At 71.3% G+C, this 14,802-nt stretch carries 15 protein-coding genes; 8 read left to right on the top strand and 7 right to left on the bottom strand.

Annotated features, from left to right (window positions below):
• Nucleotides 1-178: 178 nt before the first annotated feature.
• Entirely contained in the window at nucleotides 179-1,315 is a 1,137-nt protein-coding gene (dusB, locus tag ACFXGN_RS18455) for a tRNA dihydrouridine synthase DusB (RefSeq protein ID WP_384860043.1), read from the bottom strand.
• Between the two features lie 52 nt (nucleotides 1,316-1,367).
• On the opposite strand from dusB, the gene ACFXGN_RS18460 reads away from it, so the two are divergent.
• Nucleotides 1,368-2,810, top strand: a complete 1,443-nt coding sequence (locus ACFXGN_RS18460) for an MFS transporter (RefSeq protein WP_384860046.1) — start codon at nucleotides 1,368-1,370, stop codon at nucleotides 2,808-2,810.
• Between the two features lie 213 nt (nucleotides 2,811-3,023).
• Here the strand turns inward: ACFXGN_RS18460 and ACFXGN_RS18465 are convergent, their stop codons facing one another.
• Nucleotides 3,024-3,299 (bottom strand): DUF6243 family protein, encoded by a 276-nt coding sequence (locus ACFXGN_RS18465; protein WP_384860047.1) that lies wholly within the window; start codon nucleotides 3,297-3,299, stop codon nucleotides 3,024-3,026.
• Between the two features lie 198 nt (nucleotides 3,300-3,497).
• Here ACFXGN_RS18465 and ACFXGN_RS18470 point away from each other — a divergent pair, with 198 nt between their 5' ends.
• Both ACFXGN_RS18470 and ACFXGN_RS18475 read left to right on the top strand, forming a co-directional pair.
• Nucleotides 3,498-4,535, top strand: coding sequence for an aldo/keto reductase (locus ACFXGN_RS18470; RefSeq protein WP_384860050.1), 1,038 nt, complete (start codon nucleotides 3,498-3,500; stop codon nucleotides 4,533-4,535).
• Between the two features lie 20 nt (nucleotides 4,536-4,555).
• Entirely contained in the window at nucleotides 4,556-5,143 is a 588-nt protein-coding gene (locus tag ACFXGN_RS18475; protein ID WP_351789297.1) for a TetR family transcriptional regulator, read from the top strand.
• Nucleotides 5,144-5,331: 188 nt separating this feature from the next.
• Here the strand turns inward: ACFXGN_RS18475 and ACFXGN_RS18480 are convergent, their stop codons facing one another.
• Entirely contained in the window at nucleotides 5,332-6,711 is a 1,380-nt protein-coding gene (locus ACFXGN_RS18480) for a glycine--tRNA ligase (RefSeq protein ID WP_384860054.1), read from the bottom strand.
• Nucleotides 6,712-6,900: 189 nt separating this feature from the next.
• Here ACFXGN_RS18480 and ACFXGN_RS18485 point away from each other — a divergent pair, with 189 nt between their 5' ends.
• The 4 genes from ACFXGN_RS18485 to ACFXGN_RS18500 all read left to right on the top strand — a co-directional run bounded on the left by ACFXGN_RS18485 (nucleotide 6,901) and on the right by ACFXGN_RS18500 (nucleotide 10,055).
• Entirely contained in the window at nucleotides 6,901-7,887 is a 987-nt protein-coding gene (locus tag ACFXGN_RS18485) for a metal ABC transporter substrate-binding protein (protein WP_384860057.1), read from the top strand.
• A 26-nt stretch (nucleotides 7,888-7,913) separates the two neighbouring features.
• Entirely contained in the window at nucleotides 7,914-8,678 is a 765-nt protein-coding gene (locus tag ACFXGN_RS18490) for a metal ABC transporter ATP-binding protein (RefSeq protein ID WP_384860060.1), read from the top strand.
• A gap of 2 nt (nucleotides 8,679-8,680) precedes the next feature.
• On the top strand, nucleotides 8,681-9,574 hold the full coding sequence (locus ACFXGN_RS18495; RefSeq protein ID WP_384860063.1) for a metal ABC transporter permease: 894 nt from the start codon (nucleotides 8,681-8,683) through the stop codon (nucleotides 9,572-9,574).
• Nucleotides 9,575-9,644: 70 nt separating this feature from the next.
• A complete protein-coding gene (locus ACFXGN_RS18500) occupies nucleotides 9,645-10,055 on the top strand; it encodes a Fur family transcriptional regulator (protein WP_384860066.1) in 411 nt (136 codons plus the stop codon).
• A 56-nt stretch (nucleotides 10,056-10,111) separates the two neighbouring features.
• On the opposite strand, the gene ACFXGN_RS18505 is transcribed toward ACFXGN_RS18500, so the two are convergent.
• The 4 genes from ACFXGN_RS18505 to ACFXGN_RS18520 all read right to left on the bottom strand — a co-directional run bounded on the left by ACFXGN_RS18505 (nucleotide 10,112) and on the right by ACFXGN_RS18520 (nucleotide 12,843).
• Nucleotides 10,112-10,654: a YcxB family protein gene (locus ACFXGN_RS18505; RefSeq protein WP_384860069.1), complete on the bottom strand. Its 543-nt coding sequence runs from the start codon at nucleotides 10,652-10,654 to the stop codon at nucleotides 10,112-10,114.
• A 44-nt stretch (nucleotides 10,655-10,698) separates the two neighbouring features.
• On the bottom strand, nucleotides 10,699-11,523 hold the full coding sequence (locus tag ACFXGN_RS18510; RefSeq protein WP_384860388.1) for an isoprenyl transferase: 825 nt from the start codon (nucleotides 11,521-11,523) through the stop codon (nucleotides 10,699-10,701).
• Between the two features lie 19 nt (nucleotides 11,524-11,542).
• Nucleotides 11,543-12,292 carry a DNA repair protein RecO gene (gene recO, locus ACFXGN_RS18515; RefSeq protein WP_384860072.1) on the bottom strand — a complete coding sequence of 250 codons (750 nt, stop codon included), beginning with the start codon at nucleotides 12,290-12,292 and terminating at the stop codon, nucleotides 11,543-11,545.
• Nucleotides 12,293-12,627: 335 nt separating this feature from the next.
• Nucleotides 12,628-12,843, bottom strand: a complete 216-nt coding sequence (locus tag ACFXGN_RS18520; protein WP_351789314.1) for a hypothetical protein — start codon at nucleotides 12,841-12,843, stop codon at nucleotides 12,628-12,630.
• Between the two features lie 555 nt (nucleotides 12,844-13,398).
• Here ACFXGN_RS18520 and ACFXGN_RS18525 point away from each other — a divergent pair.
• The gene (locus tag ACFXGN_RS18525) at nucleotides 13,399-14,769 is read left to right on the top strand and encodes an FAD-dependent oxidoreductase (RefSeq protein WP_384860075.1); all 1,371 of its coding nucleotides are present in this window, start codon (nucleotides 13,399-13,401) and stop codon (nucleotides 14,767-14,769) included.
• Nucleotides 14,770-14,802 lie beyond the last annotated feature (33 nt).

Consider the following 14,802-nt stretch of genomic DNA (forward strand, 5'->3'; position numbering starts at 1 on the left):
CCCACAGGGACAAGTCGCTCACATGAGCGTACATTCGAGCATCTGCGTTCACTCCTTGAATACAAAAAGGGTGGCACCCAGTGCCACCCTTCAGGGATTACAGCCTTTCCCAGCCTGCTCATCTGAGCACCACCCCCCTCAAGGGTGGCGAGGATCACTCCCCCGGAAAGGTCCGATCTCAGCCGCCGGACGTGTCCAGCTCGGCCTCCTCGCTCACGCCCGCGCAGTCGTACGGGTCCTTCAACCAGCCGTCCGGCAGGACGACACGGTTGTTTCCGGACGTACGTCCCCGAGGGCCGTCCGCGCCCACCGGCCACGGCTGCTCCAGGTCCAGCTCGCTCAACTGAGCGCTCAGCTCGTCCAGGGAGGAGGTGACCGCCAGCTTCTTGCGCATCTCGGAACCCACCGAGAAGCCCTTCAAGTACCAGGCCACATGCTTCCGGAAGTCGATGACACCGCGTGCCTCGTCGCCCAGCCACTCCCCGAGCAGCCGCGCGTGCCGCACCATCGCGTCCGCGACCTCCCGGAGCCCCGGCTGCGCGTAGGCGTCGGTGCCCTCGAAACCCGCCACGAGGTCGCCGAAGAGCCATGGGCGGCCCAGGCAGCCCCGGCCCACGACCACCCCGTCACAGCCTGTCTCCCGCATCATCCGCAGGGCGTCGTCGGCGGACCAGATGTCGCCGTTGCCGAGCACCGGGATCTCGGGCACGTGCTCCTTGAGGCGCGCGATCGCGTCCCAGTCCGCCGTGCCGCCGTAGTGCTGCGCCGCCGTCCTGCCGTGCAGGGCTATGGCCGTGACACCCTCCTCGACCGCGATCCTGCCCGCGTCCAGATAGGTGATGTGGTCGTCGTCGATGCCCTTGCGCATCTTCATGGTCACCGGGAGGTCGCCCGCGTTGGACACCGCCTCGTGCAGGATCGCGCGCAGCAACGGCCGCTTGTAGGGCAGCGCCGAGCCGCCGCCCTTCCGGGTCACCTTCGGCACCGGGCAGCCGAAGTTCAGGTCGATGTGGTCGGCGAGGTCCTCGTCCACGATCATCCGCACGGCCTTGCCGACCGTCACCGGGTCCACTCCGTACAGCTGGATCGAGCGGGGGCGCTCGGTCGCGTCGAAGCGGATGAGCTGCATCGTCTTCTCGTTGCGCTCGACCAGGGCGCGGGTCGTGATCATCTCGCTCACGAACAGCCCCTTGCCGCCGCTGTACTCGCGGCAGAGGGTCCGGAAGGGGGCGTTGGTGATGCCGGCCATGGGGGCGAGCACCACCGGCGGCTGCACGATGTGCGGCCCGATGGCAAGGGGGGAGAACGCGGTCATGGCGCCATTGTCGCGCACTGCGCCGGTCGCGGGTCGGCCGTACCATCCGCACATGCCCGAGCTCACACGCCCACCGCTCCCCCGGCGCAGGCAATTGCTCGTCCTGGCCGTCTGCTGCATGAGCCTGCTCATCGTCAGCCTGGACAACACCGTGCTCAACGTCGCCCTGCCGTCCATCCGCCGCGATCTGGGCGCCTCCGTCTCCGGACTCCAGTGGACGATCGACGCGTACACGCTGGTCCTCGCCTCCCTCCTGATGCTCGCCGGTTCCACCGCCGACCGCATCGGCCGCCGCAAGGTCTTCGTCACCGGACTCGTCGTCTTCGCGCTCGGCTCCCTGCTCTGCTCCCTCGCGCCGAACCTGGAGGCCCTGATCGCCTTCCGCGCGCTCCAGGCGGTCGGCGGCTCGATGCTCAACCCGGTCGCCATGTCGATCATCACCAACACCTTCACGGAACCCGCCGCACGCGCGCGTGCCATCGGCGTCTGGGGCGGGGTCGTCGGGGTGTCCATGGCCGCGGGACCGCTGGTGGGCGGACTGCTCGTGGAGACCGTCGGCTGGCGGGCGATCTTCTGGATCAACCTGCCGGTGGCCCTGGTCGCCCTGCTCCTCACCCTGCGGTACGTCCCCGAGTCCCGGGCTCCCCGGCCCCGGCGCCCCGACCCCGTCGGACAGTTCCTGGTGGCGGCGCTCCTCGGCTCGCTCACGTACGCGATCATCGAGACCGACCCGCTGTTCGCCGGGATCGCGGCCGGGGCGCTCGCCGGACTGCTCTTCTACGAGCCCAGGCGCCGCGAGCCCCTGATCGATCTGCGGTTCTTCCGCAGCGCGCCCTTCAGCGGGGCCACCGTGATCGCGGTCGCCGCCTTCGCGGCCCTCGGCGGCTTCCTCTTCCTGAACACCCTGTACCTCCAGGACGTCCGCGGCCTCACCCCGCTTCGGGCGGGCCTGTTCATGCTGCCGATGGCGGGCATGACCCTGGTCTTCGCGCCGCTGTCCGGGCGGCTGACGGGCGCGCGCGGGCCACGGCTCCCGCTGCTGTTCTCCGGAGCCGCGATGACCGCCGGGGCGCTGCTCTTCGCGGCCTTCGGCGCGGAGACGAACGACGCGCTGCTCTTCACCGGGTACGTGGTGTTCGGCATCGGCTTCGGTCTGGTCAACACCCCCATCACCAACACGGCCGTCTCCGGGATGCCCCTGGCGCAGGCGGGGGTGGCGTCGGCGGTGGCCTCGACGAGCAGACAGGTGGGGCAGACGCTGGGAGTGGCGGTCGTGGGCGCGCTGCTGGCGGCGGGGACCCGTGGCGGAGGCTCCCTGTCCGACTTCGCGGCGGCGGCCCGGTCGGGGTACTGGGTGGTGACGGTGTGCGGACTCGTGGTGTTCGTCGCGGGGGCGCTGACCAGCGGGAAGTGGGCCCGTGGAACGGCGGAGCGGACGGCCCGCCGACTGTCGGCGGAGAATCCGGACCCCCCGGCGCGGATGCCTTCGGCCTGAGATGCCTTCGGCCTGAACGGAGGGCTTGGCCCGAGCGGGAGGGGCCGGGGCGGGCCGGGGCGGGGCGGGATCGGGAAGGGCTGGGGGCGAGGAGAGGCGGGACGAGGAGGGGCCGGGGCGGGAAAGCCCCCGACCCCTCATGCGGCGCTGGTCGGTCCCGACCGGTGGAGGTCAGGGGCCGACCGGTGGAGGTCCGCCTCCGACCGGTGGAGGTCAGTCCCGGCCGGTGGCGGTGTGGTCCGCGGGGCCGGTGGTGCCAGTGGTGCCGGTGGGTTCAGCGGCGGCCGGGTGTCCGGCGTCCTCGGCCGGGTGTCCGGTGGTGTCGGCCGTCTGGGCGCGCTCGCGCATCTTCCTCAGGAGTTCCCGCTTCTGGTCGTCCGCCGTGCGGCGGGCGGCCGAGCGGCCCTGGGGGTTGCCGTGCTGGTCGGCGCGGGACAGCTTCTTGCGCTGCCCTCCGACGCCGAGGAGGTTGTTGCGGCTCTTGGCCACGGTGTTCTCCAGTCGATGAGGTGGGTGATGGTCCGACGCGGTCCGCTGATGACGGCGCTCACTCGTAGATCTGGAAGAACGAAGACATGCCGATGACGCTACCGGCGCCCTTCCGGCGAAGGCATCCGGTTTTCCCTCGGACCACTCGATCGAATGACAGATATTGAAATCTGTCATCGCACATGCCATGGTCGTCACATGACGACGAACCAGAGCCCCGTCCCCACCCGTCCTCTCGGCACCACCGGCCCCCGCGTCTCCGTCCTCGGCCTCGGCTGCATGGGCATGTCCGCGCTGTACGGCGAGACCGACCGCGCCGAGTCGATCGCGACGATCCACGCCGCCCTGGACGCCGGGGTGACCCTGCTCGACACGGGCGACTTCTACGGGATGGGGCACAACGAACTGCTGATCGCCGAAGCCCTGCGAAAGGCCCCCGCGAGCGCCCGCGAGCAGGCGCTGACCAGCGTCAAGTTCGGCGCGCTGCGCACGGTCGAGGGCGGTTTCTCGGGGTACGACGGGCGGCCCGCCGCCGTGAAGAACTTCGCGGCGTACTCGCTCCAGCGCCTCGGCGTCGACCACATCGACATCTACCGGATCGCCCGGGTGGACCCGGACGTGCCGATCGAGGAGACCGTCGGCGCCATCGCCGAGCTGGTCGAGGCGGGGCACGTGCGGCACGTCGGGCTCTCGGAGGTCGGCGCGGACACCCTGCGCCGGGCGGCGGCCGTGACCCCGGTCTCCGACCTCCAGATCGAGTACTCGCTGATCTCCCGGTCGATCGAGAAGGAGATCCTGCCCGCCGCGCGCGAGCTGGGCATCGGCGTCACGGCGTACGGGGTGCTGTCGCGCGGGCTCATCAGCGGCCACTTCGCCCGGGACCGGAAGCTGGCGGCGAACGACTTCCGGGGCATGAGCCCCCGCTTCCAGGGGGAGAACCTCCAGCGGAACCTGGACCTGGTGGACCGGCTGAGAGCGATCGCCGAGGCGAAGGGCGCGACGGTCGCGCAGACCGCCGTCGCCTGGGTCCTCGCCCAGGCCGAGCGGCAGGGCGCGGACATCGTGCCGCTGGTCGGCGCCCGGCGCCGGGACCGGCTCGCGGAGGCGCTCGGCGCCCTGGACGTCAGGCTCGACGCGGCCGACCTGGCGGCGATCGAGAAGGCCGTCCCGGCGGGCGCGGCGGCGGGCGAGCGGTACCCGGAATCGCAGATGGCGCACCTGGACAGCGAGCGCTGACCGGCGGGTAGTGTCCTTCCATGGCCGCCACCGAGACCCTGACCGCCGAGCGCATCCTCGAAGCCACCGAGGAGGTGCTGCGGCGATACGGCCCGGCGAAGGCGACCGTGGTGGACGTGGCCCGGGTCCTCGGCGTCAGCCACGGCAGCGTCTACCGCCACTTCCGGACGAAGGCGGCGCTGCGCGAGGCGGTGACCGAGCGGTGGCTCTCGCGCACCGAGACCGACCTCGCCGCGCTGACGACGGCGGCCGGACGACCGGCGCGGGCCAAGCTCCACGACTGGTTCGCGACCCTCTTCGAGGCCAAGCGGCACAAGGCGGGCGGCGACCCCGAGCTGTTCGCCACGTACGGGGTGCTGATCGACGAGAACAGCGGGGTGGTCGACCGGCACGTGGACGTCCTGATCGGCCAGGTCCGGTCGATCGTCGAGGAGGGGGCGAGGGACGCGGAGTTCAGCGCCGAGGACCCCGAGGCGACGGCCCGCGCCCTGTTCGACGCGACCTCCCGCTTCCACGACCCGGCCTATGCCCCGGAGTGGCGGCGCCCCACGATCGAGACCGAGTTCGAGGCCGTGGTGGACCTCCTGCTCCGCGGCCTGCGCGCCTGACTCCCCGCCCACGGCCCTGCCACGGCCAGGGCCCCGCGACACCGCGACCGGCCGCCCGCCGGAGGGACGCCCGGCCCTTCCGGCGCCCCGGCCCTTCCGGCGCCCCGGGCCTTCGGTCTCCCGCACCACGGCGAAGCCCCCGGGTCCGTTTCCGGGACCCGGGGGCTTCGCCGTGAGCGTGGGGCGGGTCAGCAGCCGAGCAGGCGGCTGCCCAGGTAGCCCTGGATCTGGTCCAGCGAGACGCGCTCCTGCTTCATGGTGTCGCGCTCGCGCACGGTCACCGCGTTGTCCTCGAGGGTGTCGAAGTCGACGGTGACGCAGAACGGGGTGCCGATCTCGTCCTGGCGACGGTAACGGCGGCCGATGGCGCCCGCGTCGTCGAACTCGATGTTCCAGTTCTGGCGCAGGTCGGCCGCCAGGCCCTTGGCCTTCGGGGAGAGCTGCGCGTTGCGGGACAGCGGCAGGACCGCGACCTTGATCGGGGCCAGCCGCGGGTCGAGGCGCAGCACGACGCGCTTCTCCATGACGCCCTTGGCGTTGGGGGCCTCGTCCTCGGTGTAGGCGTCGAGGAGGAAGGCCAGCATCGCGCGGCCGACACCGGCGGCGGGCTCGATGACGTACGGCGTCCAGCGCTCGCCCTCCTGGTCCAGGTAGGACAGGTTGGCGCCGGAGGCCTTGGAGTGGGCGTTCAGGTCGTAGTCGGTGCGGTTGGCGACGCCCTCCAGCTCGCCCCACTCGCTGCCGCCGAAGGAGAAGCGGTACTCGATGTCGGCGGTGCGCTTGGAGTAGTGGGAGAGCTTCTCCTGCGGGTGCTCGAACCAGCGCATGTTCTCCTCGCGCATACCGAGGCCCGTGTACCAGTTCCAGCGCTGCTGCATCCAGTACTCCTGCCACTCCTCGTCCTCGCCCGGCTTGACGAAGAACTCCATCTCCATCTGCTCGAACTCGCGGGTGCGGAAGATGAAGTTGCCCGGAGTGATCTCGTTCCGGAAGGACTTGCCCATCTGCGCGATGCCGAACGGGGGCTTCTTGCGCGAGGTCTGCAGCACCTGGCCGAAGTTGGTGAAGATGCCCTGGGCGGTCTCGGGGCGCAGGTAGGCGACGGAGCCGGTGTCCTGGGTCGGGCCGAGGTGGGTGGAGAGCAGCCCGGAGAACTGCTTGGGCTCCGTGAAGGTGCCCTTGTTGCCGCAGTTGGGGCAGTTGAGGTCGACAAGGCCGTTCTCGGGGAGACGGCCGTGCTTCTCCTGGTACGCCTCCTCCAGGTGGTCCGCGCGGTAGCGCTTGTGGCAGGAGGTGCACTCGGTCAGCGGGTCGCTGAAGGTGGCGACGTGACCGGAGGCCTCCCAGACCTCGGTGGCCAGGATGACCGACGAGTCGATGCCGACGACGTCCTCGCGCGCGGTGACCATGTAGCGCCACCACTGACGCTTGAGGTTCTCCTTCAGCTCGACACCGAGCGGTCCGTAGTCCCAGGCGGCCTTCTGGCCGCCGTAGATCTCACTGCACGGGTAGACGAAGCCACGGCGCTTGCTCAGGCTGACGATGGTGTCGATCTTGTCGGCGGCCACGGTGCTCTCTTCATTACGACGACGAAGTGCGAATGCCACAGGTTACCGGCGCCCGTACCCCCCGTATCAAATCGGTTCGGAGAGCGGTCCGCGCGAGGGCGCGGGACGGCGGCACGGGACGGCGGCGTGGGGTGGCCCACACCCAAGGACAATTGACAATCGTTTCCAGTTTTGTTGAAAATGAGTGTCATGAACGTACGCCGCCTGATACCCAGCACCGCCCTCGCCGGAGCCGTCGCGCTCGGCGCCGTCACCCTCTCCGCCTGCGCCGGAACCTCCGACGCGGCCGACAAGGGCGACAGCGGCAGGCTGGACGTGGTGGCGTCCTTCTACCCCATGCAGTACCTGGCCGAGCGGATAGGCGGCGACCACGTCGCCGTCGACACCCTCACCAAGCCCGGCGTCGAACCCCACGACCTGGAGCTCAAGCCCCGGCAGATCGGCGCGCTCGGCGACGCCGACGTCGTCCTCTACCTCAAGGGCATCCAGCCCGCCGTCGACGAGGCCATCGCCCAGGCCGGCGTGAAGAACACGGTCGACGCGGCCACCCTGACCACCCTGGAGACCCACGGCAGCAGCACCGGCCACGACCACGGGCACGGGGCGGAGGGCCACGCGGCGGAGGAAGCGGGCCACGACCACGGCTCCGAGGCCGGAACCGACCCGCACGTCTGGCTCGACCCCGTGAAGTACGCCGAGGTCGCCCGGGGCGTGGGCGCCGCCCTGGCGAAGGCCGACCCGGCCCACGCCGCCGACTACACGAAGAACACCGACGCCCTGGTGAAGCAGCTCGGCGACCTCGACGCCAACTTCCGCGACGGCCTGAAGAACACCACCACCAAGACCTTCATCACCACCCACTCCGCCTTCGGCTACCTCGCCGAGCGGTACGGCCTGGACCAGGAGGGCATCTCCGGCGTCGACCCCGAGTCCGAGCCCAGCCCCGCCCGGATCAAGGAGATCCAGGACATCGCGAAGAAGGACAAGGTCAGCACCGTCTTCTTCGAGACCCTCGCGAGCGACAAGACCGCCAGGACCCTCGCGGACGACACCGGTCTGAAGACCGATGTGCTCGACCCGCTGGAAGGCATCACGGACAAGTCGAAGGGCGACGACTACCTCCAGGTCATGCGCGCCAACCTCGACGCGCTGCAGAAGGCCCTCGGCGCCAAGTGACCCCCGCACCCAAGGAGGTGTCCGCCATGGACGCGGAACCCGTCATCTCCGTCCGCGGAGCCTCCGCGGCCCTCGGCGCCCGGCCCGTGCTGCGCGGCGTCGACCTCACCGTGCACCGCGGCGAGGTCGTCGCCCTGCTCGGCGCCAACGGCTCCGGCAAGTCCACCGCCGTCCGCGCGGTCATCGGCCAGGTGCCGCTGACCGGCGGCACGATCGAACTGTTCGGCACCGACCGGAAGCGGTTCCGCGACTGGGCCCGGGTCGGCTACGTGCCGCAGCGCACCACGGCCGCGGGCGGTGTCCCCGCCACGATCCGCGAGGTCGTCGCCTCCGGCCGCCTCTCCCGCCGCAGGTTCGGCCCGCCGGGCCGGGCCGACCGCGCCGCCGTCGACCGGGCCATCGAACTGGTCGGCCTCGCCGACCGCGCCCGGGACTCCGTCTCCGCGCTCTCCGGCGGCCAGCACCAGCGGGTCCTGATCGCCCGCGCGCTCGCCTCCGAGCCCGAACTGCTGATCATGGACGAGCCGATGGCGGGCGTGGACCTCGCCAGCCAGGAGATCCTCGCCGCGACCCTGCGCGAACAGGTCGCGGGCGGCACCACGGTCCTCCTCGTCCTGCACGAGCTGGGCCCCCTGGAGCCGCTGATCGACCGGGCGGTCGTCCTGCGCGACGGCTGTGTCGTCCACGACGGCCCGCCGCCGGAGGCCGTCGGACAGCACGCCCTGCCCGGCCACGACCACGTACATCCGCACGCGGCCGGTGAGCCGCTCCGCACGGGACTGCTGACCTGACCATGGAATTCCTCGAACCGGCCTTCATGCAGCGGGCGCTGCTCGCCGCCGTGCTCGTCGGCATCACCGCCCCCGCCGTCGGCCTCTACCTCGTACAGCGCCGCCAGGCGCTGATGGGCGACGGCATCGGCCATGTCGCCATGACCGGAGTCGGCCTCGGCTTCCTCCTCAACTCCAGCCCCGTCTGGATGGCGACCCTGGTCGCCGTCGTCGGTTCGGTGGCGATGGAGCTGATCAGGGCGTACGGGAAGACCCGCGGCGACCTCGCGCTCGCGCTGCTCTTCTACGGCGGCATGGCCGGCGGCGTGCTGCTGATCAACCTGTCGCCGACCGGCTCCAACGCCAATCTCAGTTCGTACCTCTTCGGCTCGCTCTCCACGGTGTCCCCCGAGGACATCACCGCGATCGCGGTCCTCGCCGCCTTCGTCGTCCTGGTCACCGTCGGCCTGCGCCGCCAGCTCTTCGCGGTCAGCCAGGACGAGGAGTTCGCCCGGGTCACCGGGCTGCCGGTGCGCGCCCTGAACCTGCTGATCGCGGTCACCGCCGCGGTGACCGTCACGGTCGCCATGCGGGTCGTGGGCCTGCTCCTGGTCAGCGCCCTCATGGTGGTGCCGGTGGCGGCGGCCCAGCAGCTGACGAAGTCGTTCCGCGCGACCTTCGTCCTCTCGGTGGCGACCGGTGTCGTGGTCACCCTGACGGGCACGGTCACCTCGTACTACCAGGACGTGCCGCCCGGCGCGACGATCGTGCTGTACGCGATCGGGGTCTTCGTCCTCCTGACGCTGCTCGCCACGCCGCTGGCCAAACGGCGGGCACGGGCCGCCGAGGAGGCCGCGGCGGGCTGCGACGTACCGGTTCCGGCGACCCGGCGGCCGACGGACGACGTCAAGGTCTGATCACTCAGATCCCGGGGGGCCGGGGTGCTGGCAGAATGGCGGGGGCAGACAAGGATTCAAGGAGGCCCCCGTGGTGACGGCAGGACCCCCCGTACGAGGCCGCTCGACCAAACAGCGGGCCGCCGTCTCGGCCGCGCTCAACGAAGTGGACGAGTTCCGCAGCGCCCAGGAGCTGCACGACATGCTCAAGCACCGTGGCGACTCGGTCGGCCTCACCACCGTCTACCGCACCCTCCAGTCCCTCGCGGACGCGGGCGAGGTCGACGCGCTGCGGACCAGCGAGGGCGAGACGGTCTACCGCCGCTGCTCGACCGGCGACCACCACCACCACCTGGTCTGCCGCGTCTGCGGCAAGGCCGTGGAGGTGGAGGGACCGATGGTGGAGCAGTGGGCCGAGACGATCGCCTCGGAGCACGGCTTCGTGAACGTGGCGCACACCGTGGAGATCTTCGGCACCTGCGCGGAGTGCGCGCGGAAGTGACCTGACGTAGTCGGGGCCCGTACCGGGGTCGGTACGGGCCCTTCGCGCGTCCCCCGTCAGAGGCGGGTGAGGTGCCGGTCCAGGAGTGCCCGCAGCCGGTCGGCGTCGGCCGGACCGGCGAGCCCGCTCTTGGGCAGGTAGGCGAAGCCGGTGGAGGCCCCCCGGGCGGTGAGGAGCACGAAGAGCCGGGGCGTCTCCACGTACCGGGGCAGCATCGGCCAGCGGATGGCGGTGTCGGTGTCACGGGTGATCCACCGCCCGCCGTCCTCGTCGACCAGGGCCCGGCCCTCGCCCTGGTCGCGCACCGCCCGGAAGACGCTCCGGGCGGTCGTCACGGGAACCAGCTCCGCCGCGAGGACGGCGACGAGACCGAGCCCGGCGAACAGGGCCGCGGTACGCGGCTCCCGGTCGGGCGGCAGCAGGGCCAGGGCCGCGATCACGAGGGCGAGCCCGCAGGCCCCGCGGGCCATCCAGCGCAGCGCCCGCCACCAGGGGGCGGCCCGCAGCCTGATCCGTACGGCCTCGCTCACGTCTTCGTACAGGGGCGGGTAGACGAGTTCGAGCCCGTCCCCCGGGGTGTCGCCGGTCGCTTCGCTCACGGCGGTGATCGTAACCGGGCCCGGCGGTGGCCCGGCCGGGGCGGTCAGGCCTTGTCGAGGACGGCCAGGTCGGCCGGGTCCACCCCGCCGAAACGCCGGTCGCGGGAGGCGTACTCGACACAGGCGCGCCACAGGTCGCGGCGGTCGAAGTCGGGCCACAGCACGTCCTGGAAGATCATCTCGGCGTAGCTGCTCTGCCAGATCAGGTAGTTGGAGGTGCGCTGCTCGCCGCTGGGGCGCAGGAAGAGGTCCACGTCCGGCATGTCCGGGTAGTACAGGTACTTCTGGAAGGTCTTCTCGTTGACCTTCGACGGGTCCAGCCTGCCCGTGGCGACGTCCTCCGCGAGCTTCTTGGCCGCGTCGGCGATCTCGGCGCGACCGCCGTAGTTGAGGCAGAAGTACAGGGTCATGGCGTCGTTGTCGACGGTCTGCTCCTGGGCGACCTGGAGCTCCTGGACGACCGACTTCCACATCTTGGGCATCCGGCCGACCCAGCGGATGCGGATGCCCAGTTCGTTCATCTCGTCGCGGCGGCGGCCGATGACGTCCCGGTTGAAGTTCATCAGGAAGCGGACCTCGTCGGGCGACCGCTTCCAGTTCTCGGTGGAGAAGGCGTAGAGGGAGAGGTTCTTGACGCCCATCTCCAGGCAGCCCTTGAGCACGTCGAGGACGACGCCCTCGCCGATCTTGTGGCCCTCGGTGCGGGGCAGACCGCGCTCCTTGGCCCAGCGGCCGTTGCCGTCCATCACACAGGCGATGTGGTTCGGCACCAGCTCCGACGGGAGCTTCGGCGGGCGGGCGCCGGACGGGTGCGGCTCGGGGAGCTTGTACTCGCGGCGCTGCCGTCCGAGGATTCCGCGTCGTGCGATGGCCATGGCGATGGATCTCCTAGCTCTTCTCTACGTACCGCAGGGAGCGCAGGCCGCGCTCCAGGTGCCAGTGCAGATAGGCGGACACCAGCCCGCTGCCCTCCCTGACGTGACGCGGCTCGCACGCGTCCGCAGTCGCCCAGTCGCCCGTGAGCAGCGCGCTGAGCAGGCCGATGGCCTCCGCAGAGGGTACGACGCTTCCCGGGACCCGGCAGTCGCCGCAGACGACTCCGCCCGCGGCGACCGAGAAGAACCGGTTGGGGCCGTCGAGCCCGCAGCGGGCGCAGTCCTCGAAGCTGGGCGCGTAGCCGTTCACGGCGAGGGAGCGGAGCAGGAAGGCGTCGAGGACGAGGTGGGGGGCGTGCTCGCCCCGGGCGAGGGTCCGCAGTCCGCCGACGAGCAGCAGGTACTGCTGGACGGCGGGTTCGCCCTCGTGGTCGGTGAAGCGTTCGGCCGTCTCCAGCATGGCGGTACCGGCGGTGTAGCGGGCGTAGTCGGTGACGATGCCGCCGCCGTAGGGGGCGATGGTCTCGCTCTGGGTGCAGAGCGGCAGGGTGCGTCCGAGGAGTTCGCTCCCCCGGGCGAAGAACTGCACGTCGACGTGGGAGAACGGTTCGAGCCGCGCGCCGAACTTGGACTTGGTCCGCCGGACGCCCCGGGCCACGGCCCGTACGCGTCCGTGGCCACGGGTGAGGAGGGTGATGATGCGGTCCGCTTCGCCCAGCTTCTGGGTGCGCAGCACGATGCCGTCGTCGCGGAACAGACTCATGGGGCCATTCTCGCGTACGGGAGGGGGGTGCCGGGACCGGGGGCGGCGGGTTCTCCGTCCGTACGGGGAGGGTGCCGGTCCGTACGGGGAGGGATGCCGGTGCCGGGGGCCGTACGGACCCCCGTACGGGGACGGGTGCCGGTGCCGGGGGCCCGTACGCCCGCGCCCGCCCGGGTCCAACGCCCGGCGCCCGCCCGCGCCCGCCCGGGTCCGGGTCCACGCCCGGGTCAGGGTCCGCGCCCGGGTCAGGGTCCGCGCCCGGGTCAGGGTCCGCGCCCGGGTCAGGGCGCTTCCGTCTCCGCCGCGCCGGTCCCGGGCGTCCGGCCCGCGTCCGGTCAGGACACCTCGCCCCGGCTCCGCGCGTTCGCGTGCGCGGTGGCCGCGCTGATCCGCTCGGCGGAGGTGGCCTCCCGCACCCCTTCGGGCTCGACGTCCCATTCGCGTCCGCCGCCCAGCGGGCGGACCTGGACATAGGGGCCCTCGTGGCCCATGACCCTTCCGACCCGCCCTGTGCGGATCTCCACGACGTACGACCCGATGGGCAGTGTCATGACCGGTTCTCCTCCCCGTGGGCGCCTTCTCCGTGTCTCCTTCCACCAACGTATGCCTTTCTGAATCCATTTCCCGCTTCGCCTCACCAGAGCGGAACCGCATCCGCGGAATCAACAGACCCGCAGGTCACGCAAGTGCCGTAGGAGTCAGGGAAGTTGCCCTGTTCGATCGGTCAATTCGAAAGCCGTGGTGGAATGCGGTGCGGGAAATCGAATGGGACGCGGAAAATCCACGCGCTTTTCGAACGGACGCGGAACGGACGCGGAACAGGCGCGGGCCGGGCGCGGACCCGGCCCCGACCGCGCTCCGGCCGCGTTCCCGGCGGCCCTCCGGGCGCGCTCCAACCGCACTCCGGCCGGACGGAAAGGGCGACGGCGGGCCCGGCCCGCACCACCCCCCGGACCCTCCGAAACCTAGTCACCCTTGGGTAAGTCATAAGATCGCCTTATGGGTCCATAGGCCGGGGGCGGGTACCGCCGTGCGCCGTGCGATATTTAGGGTGACCTAAGTGTCGGCGGCTTCGCCGCCACGTCGTTTGCGAAGGGAACCCACTCATGCCCCGCCCCCTCCGGGTCGCGATCGTCGGCGCCGGCCCCGCCGGAATCTACGCCGCCGATGCGCTGCTGAAGTCCGAGGCCGCCGCAGAGCCGGGTGTGTCCATCGACCTCTTCGAGCGGATGCCCGCCCCCTTCGGCCTCATCCGCTACGGCGTCGCCCCCGACCACCCCCGCATCAAGGGCATCATCACCGCCCTCCACCAGGTCCTCGACAAGCCGCAGGTCCGCCTCTTCGGCAACATCGACTACGGCACCGACGTGCACCTGGACGACCTGCGCGCCTTCTACGACGCCGTGGTCTTCTCCACCGGCGCGATGGCCGACCGCCCGCTGAGCATCCCGGGCGTGGAGCTGGACGGCTCGTACGGCGCCGCCGACTTCGCCTCCTGGTACGACGGCCACCCGGACGTCCCCCGCACCTGGCCGCTCCAGGCCGAGAAGGTCGCCGTCCTCGGCGTCGGCAACGTGGCCCTCGACATCGCCCGCATCCTCGCCAAGACCGCCGAGGAACTGCTGCCGACCGAGATCCCCGCCAACGTCCACGAGGGACTCAAGGCCAACAAGGCCGTCGAGATCCACGTCTTCGGCCGTCGCGGCCCGGCCCAGGCCAAGTTCAGCCCCATGGAGCTGCGCGAGCTGGACCACTCGCCGAACATCGAGGTCATCGTCAACCCCGAGGACATCGACTACGACGAGGGCTCGATCGCCGAGCGGCGCAAGAACAAGCAGACCGACATGGTCGCCAAGACGCTGGAGAACTGGGCGATCCGCGACGCGGGCGACCGCCCGCACAAGCTCTTCCTGCACTTCTTCGAGTCGCCCGTCGAGATCCTCGGCGAGGACGGCCGGGTCGTCGGCCTGCGCACCGAGCGCACCGAACTGGACGGCACGGGCAACGTGAAGGGCACCGGCGCCACCACCGACTGGGACGTCCGGGCGGTCTACCGCGCGGTCGGCTACCTCTCCGACGAGCTGCCCAAGCTGCCCTGGGACACCGCCAGCGGCACCGTCCCCGACCAGGGCGGCCGGGTGATCGAGGAGACCGGCGAGCACCTGGCCTCCACGTACGTCACGGGCTGGATCCGGCGCGGCCCCGTCGGCCTCATCGGCCACACCAAGGGCGACGCCAACGAGACCGTGGCGAACCTCCTGGACGACTTCGCGAACGGGCGCCTGCTCGCCCCCGCCACCCCCGAGCCGGACGCGGTCGTGTCCTTCCTGGAGGGCCGGGGCCTCACGTACACGACGTGGGAGGGCTGGTACGCCCTGGACGCCGCCGAGAAGGCGCTGGGCGAGCCCCAGGGCCGCGAGCGCGTGAAGATAGTCGAGCGCGAGGACATGCTGCGCGCCAGCGGCGCCATCGGCTGACCTCCGCGCACGGCGGACCCGTCCCGTGCGCAC

It is taken from the genome of Streptomyces sp. NPDC059247, assembly GCF_042754005.1.
Classification (GTDB): Bacteria; Actinomycetota; Actinomycetes; order Streptomycetales; family Streptomycetaceae; genus Streptomyces.

Excerpts from the sequence above, each read along its gene's own strand:
- ACFXGN_RS18470 (WP_384860050.1), top strand. The coding sequence starts at position 3,498 with ATGACGACGAACCAGAGCCCCGTCCCCACCCGTCCTCTCGGCACCACC.
- dusB (WP_384860043.1), bottom strand. The coding sequence starts at position 1,315 with ATGACCGCGTTCTCCCCCCTTGCCATCGGGCCGCACATCGTGCAGCCG.
- ACFXGN_RS18525 (WP_384860075.1), top strand. The coding sequence starts at position 13,399 with ATGCCCCGCCCCCTCCGGGTCGCGATCGTCGGCGCCGGCCCCGCCGGA.
- ACFXGN_RS18485 (WP_384860057.1), top strand. The coding sequence starts at position 6,901 with ATGAACGTACGCCGCCTGATACCCAGCACCGCCCTCGCCGGAGCCGTC.
- ACFXGN_RS18520 (WP_351789314.1), bottom strand. The coding sequence starts at position 12,843 with ATGACACTGCCCATCGGGTCGTACGTCGTGGAGATCCGCACAGGGCGG.
- ACFXGN_RS18475 (WP_351789297.1), top strand. The coding sequence starts at position 4,556 with ATGGCCGCCACCGAGACCCTGACCGCCGAGCGCATCCTCGAAGCCACC.
- ACFXGN_RS18495 (WP_384860063.1), top strand. The coding sequence starts at position 8,681 with ATGGAATTCCTCGAACCGGCCTTCATGCAGCGGGCGCTGCTCGCCGCC.
- ACFXGN_RS18490 (WP_384860060.1), top strand. The coding sequence starts at position 7,914 with ATGGACGCGGAACCCGTCATCTCCGTCCGCGGAGCCTCCGCGGCCCTC.
- ACFXGN_RS18460 (WP_384860046.1), top strand. The coding sequence starts at position 1,368 with ATGCCCGAGCTCACACGCCCACCGCTCCCCCGGCGCAGGCAATTGCTC.
- recO (WP_384860072.1), bottom strand. The coding sequence starts at position 12,292 with ATGAGTCTGTTCCGCGACGACGGCATCGTGCTGCGCACCCAGAAGCTG.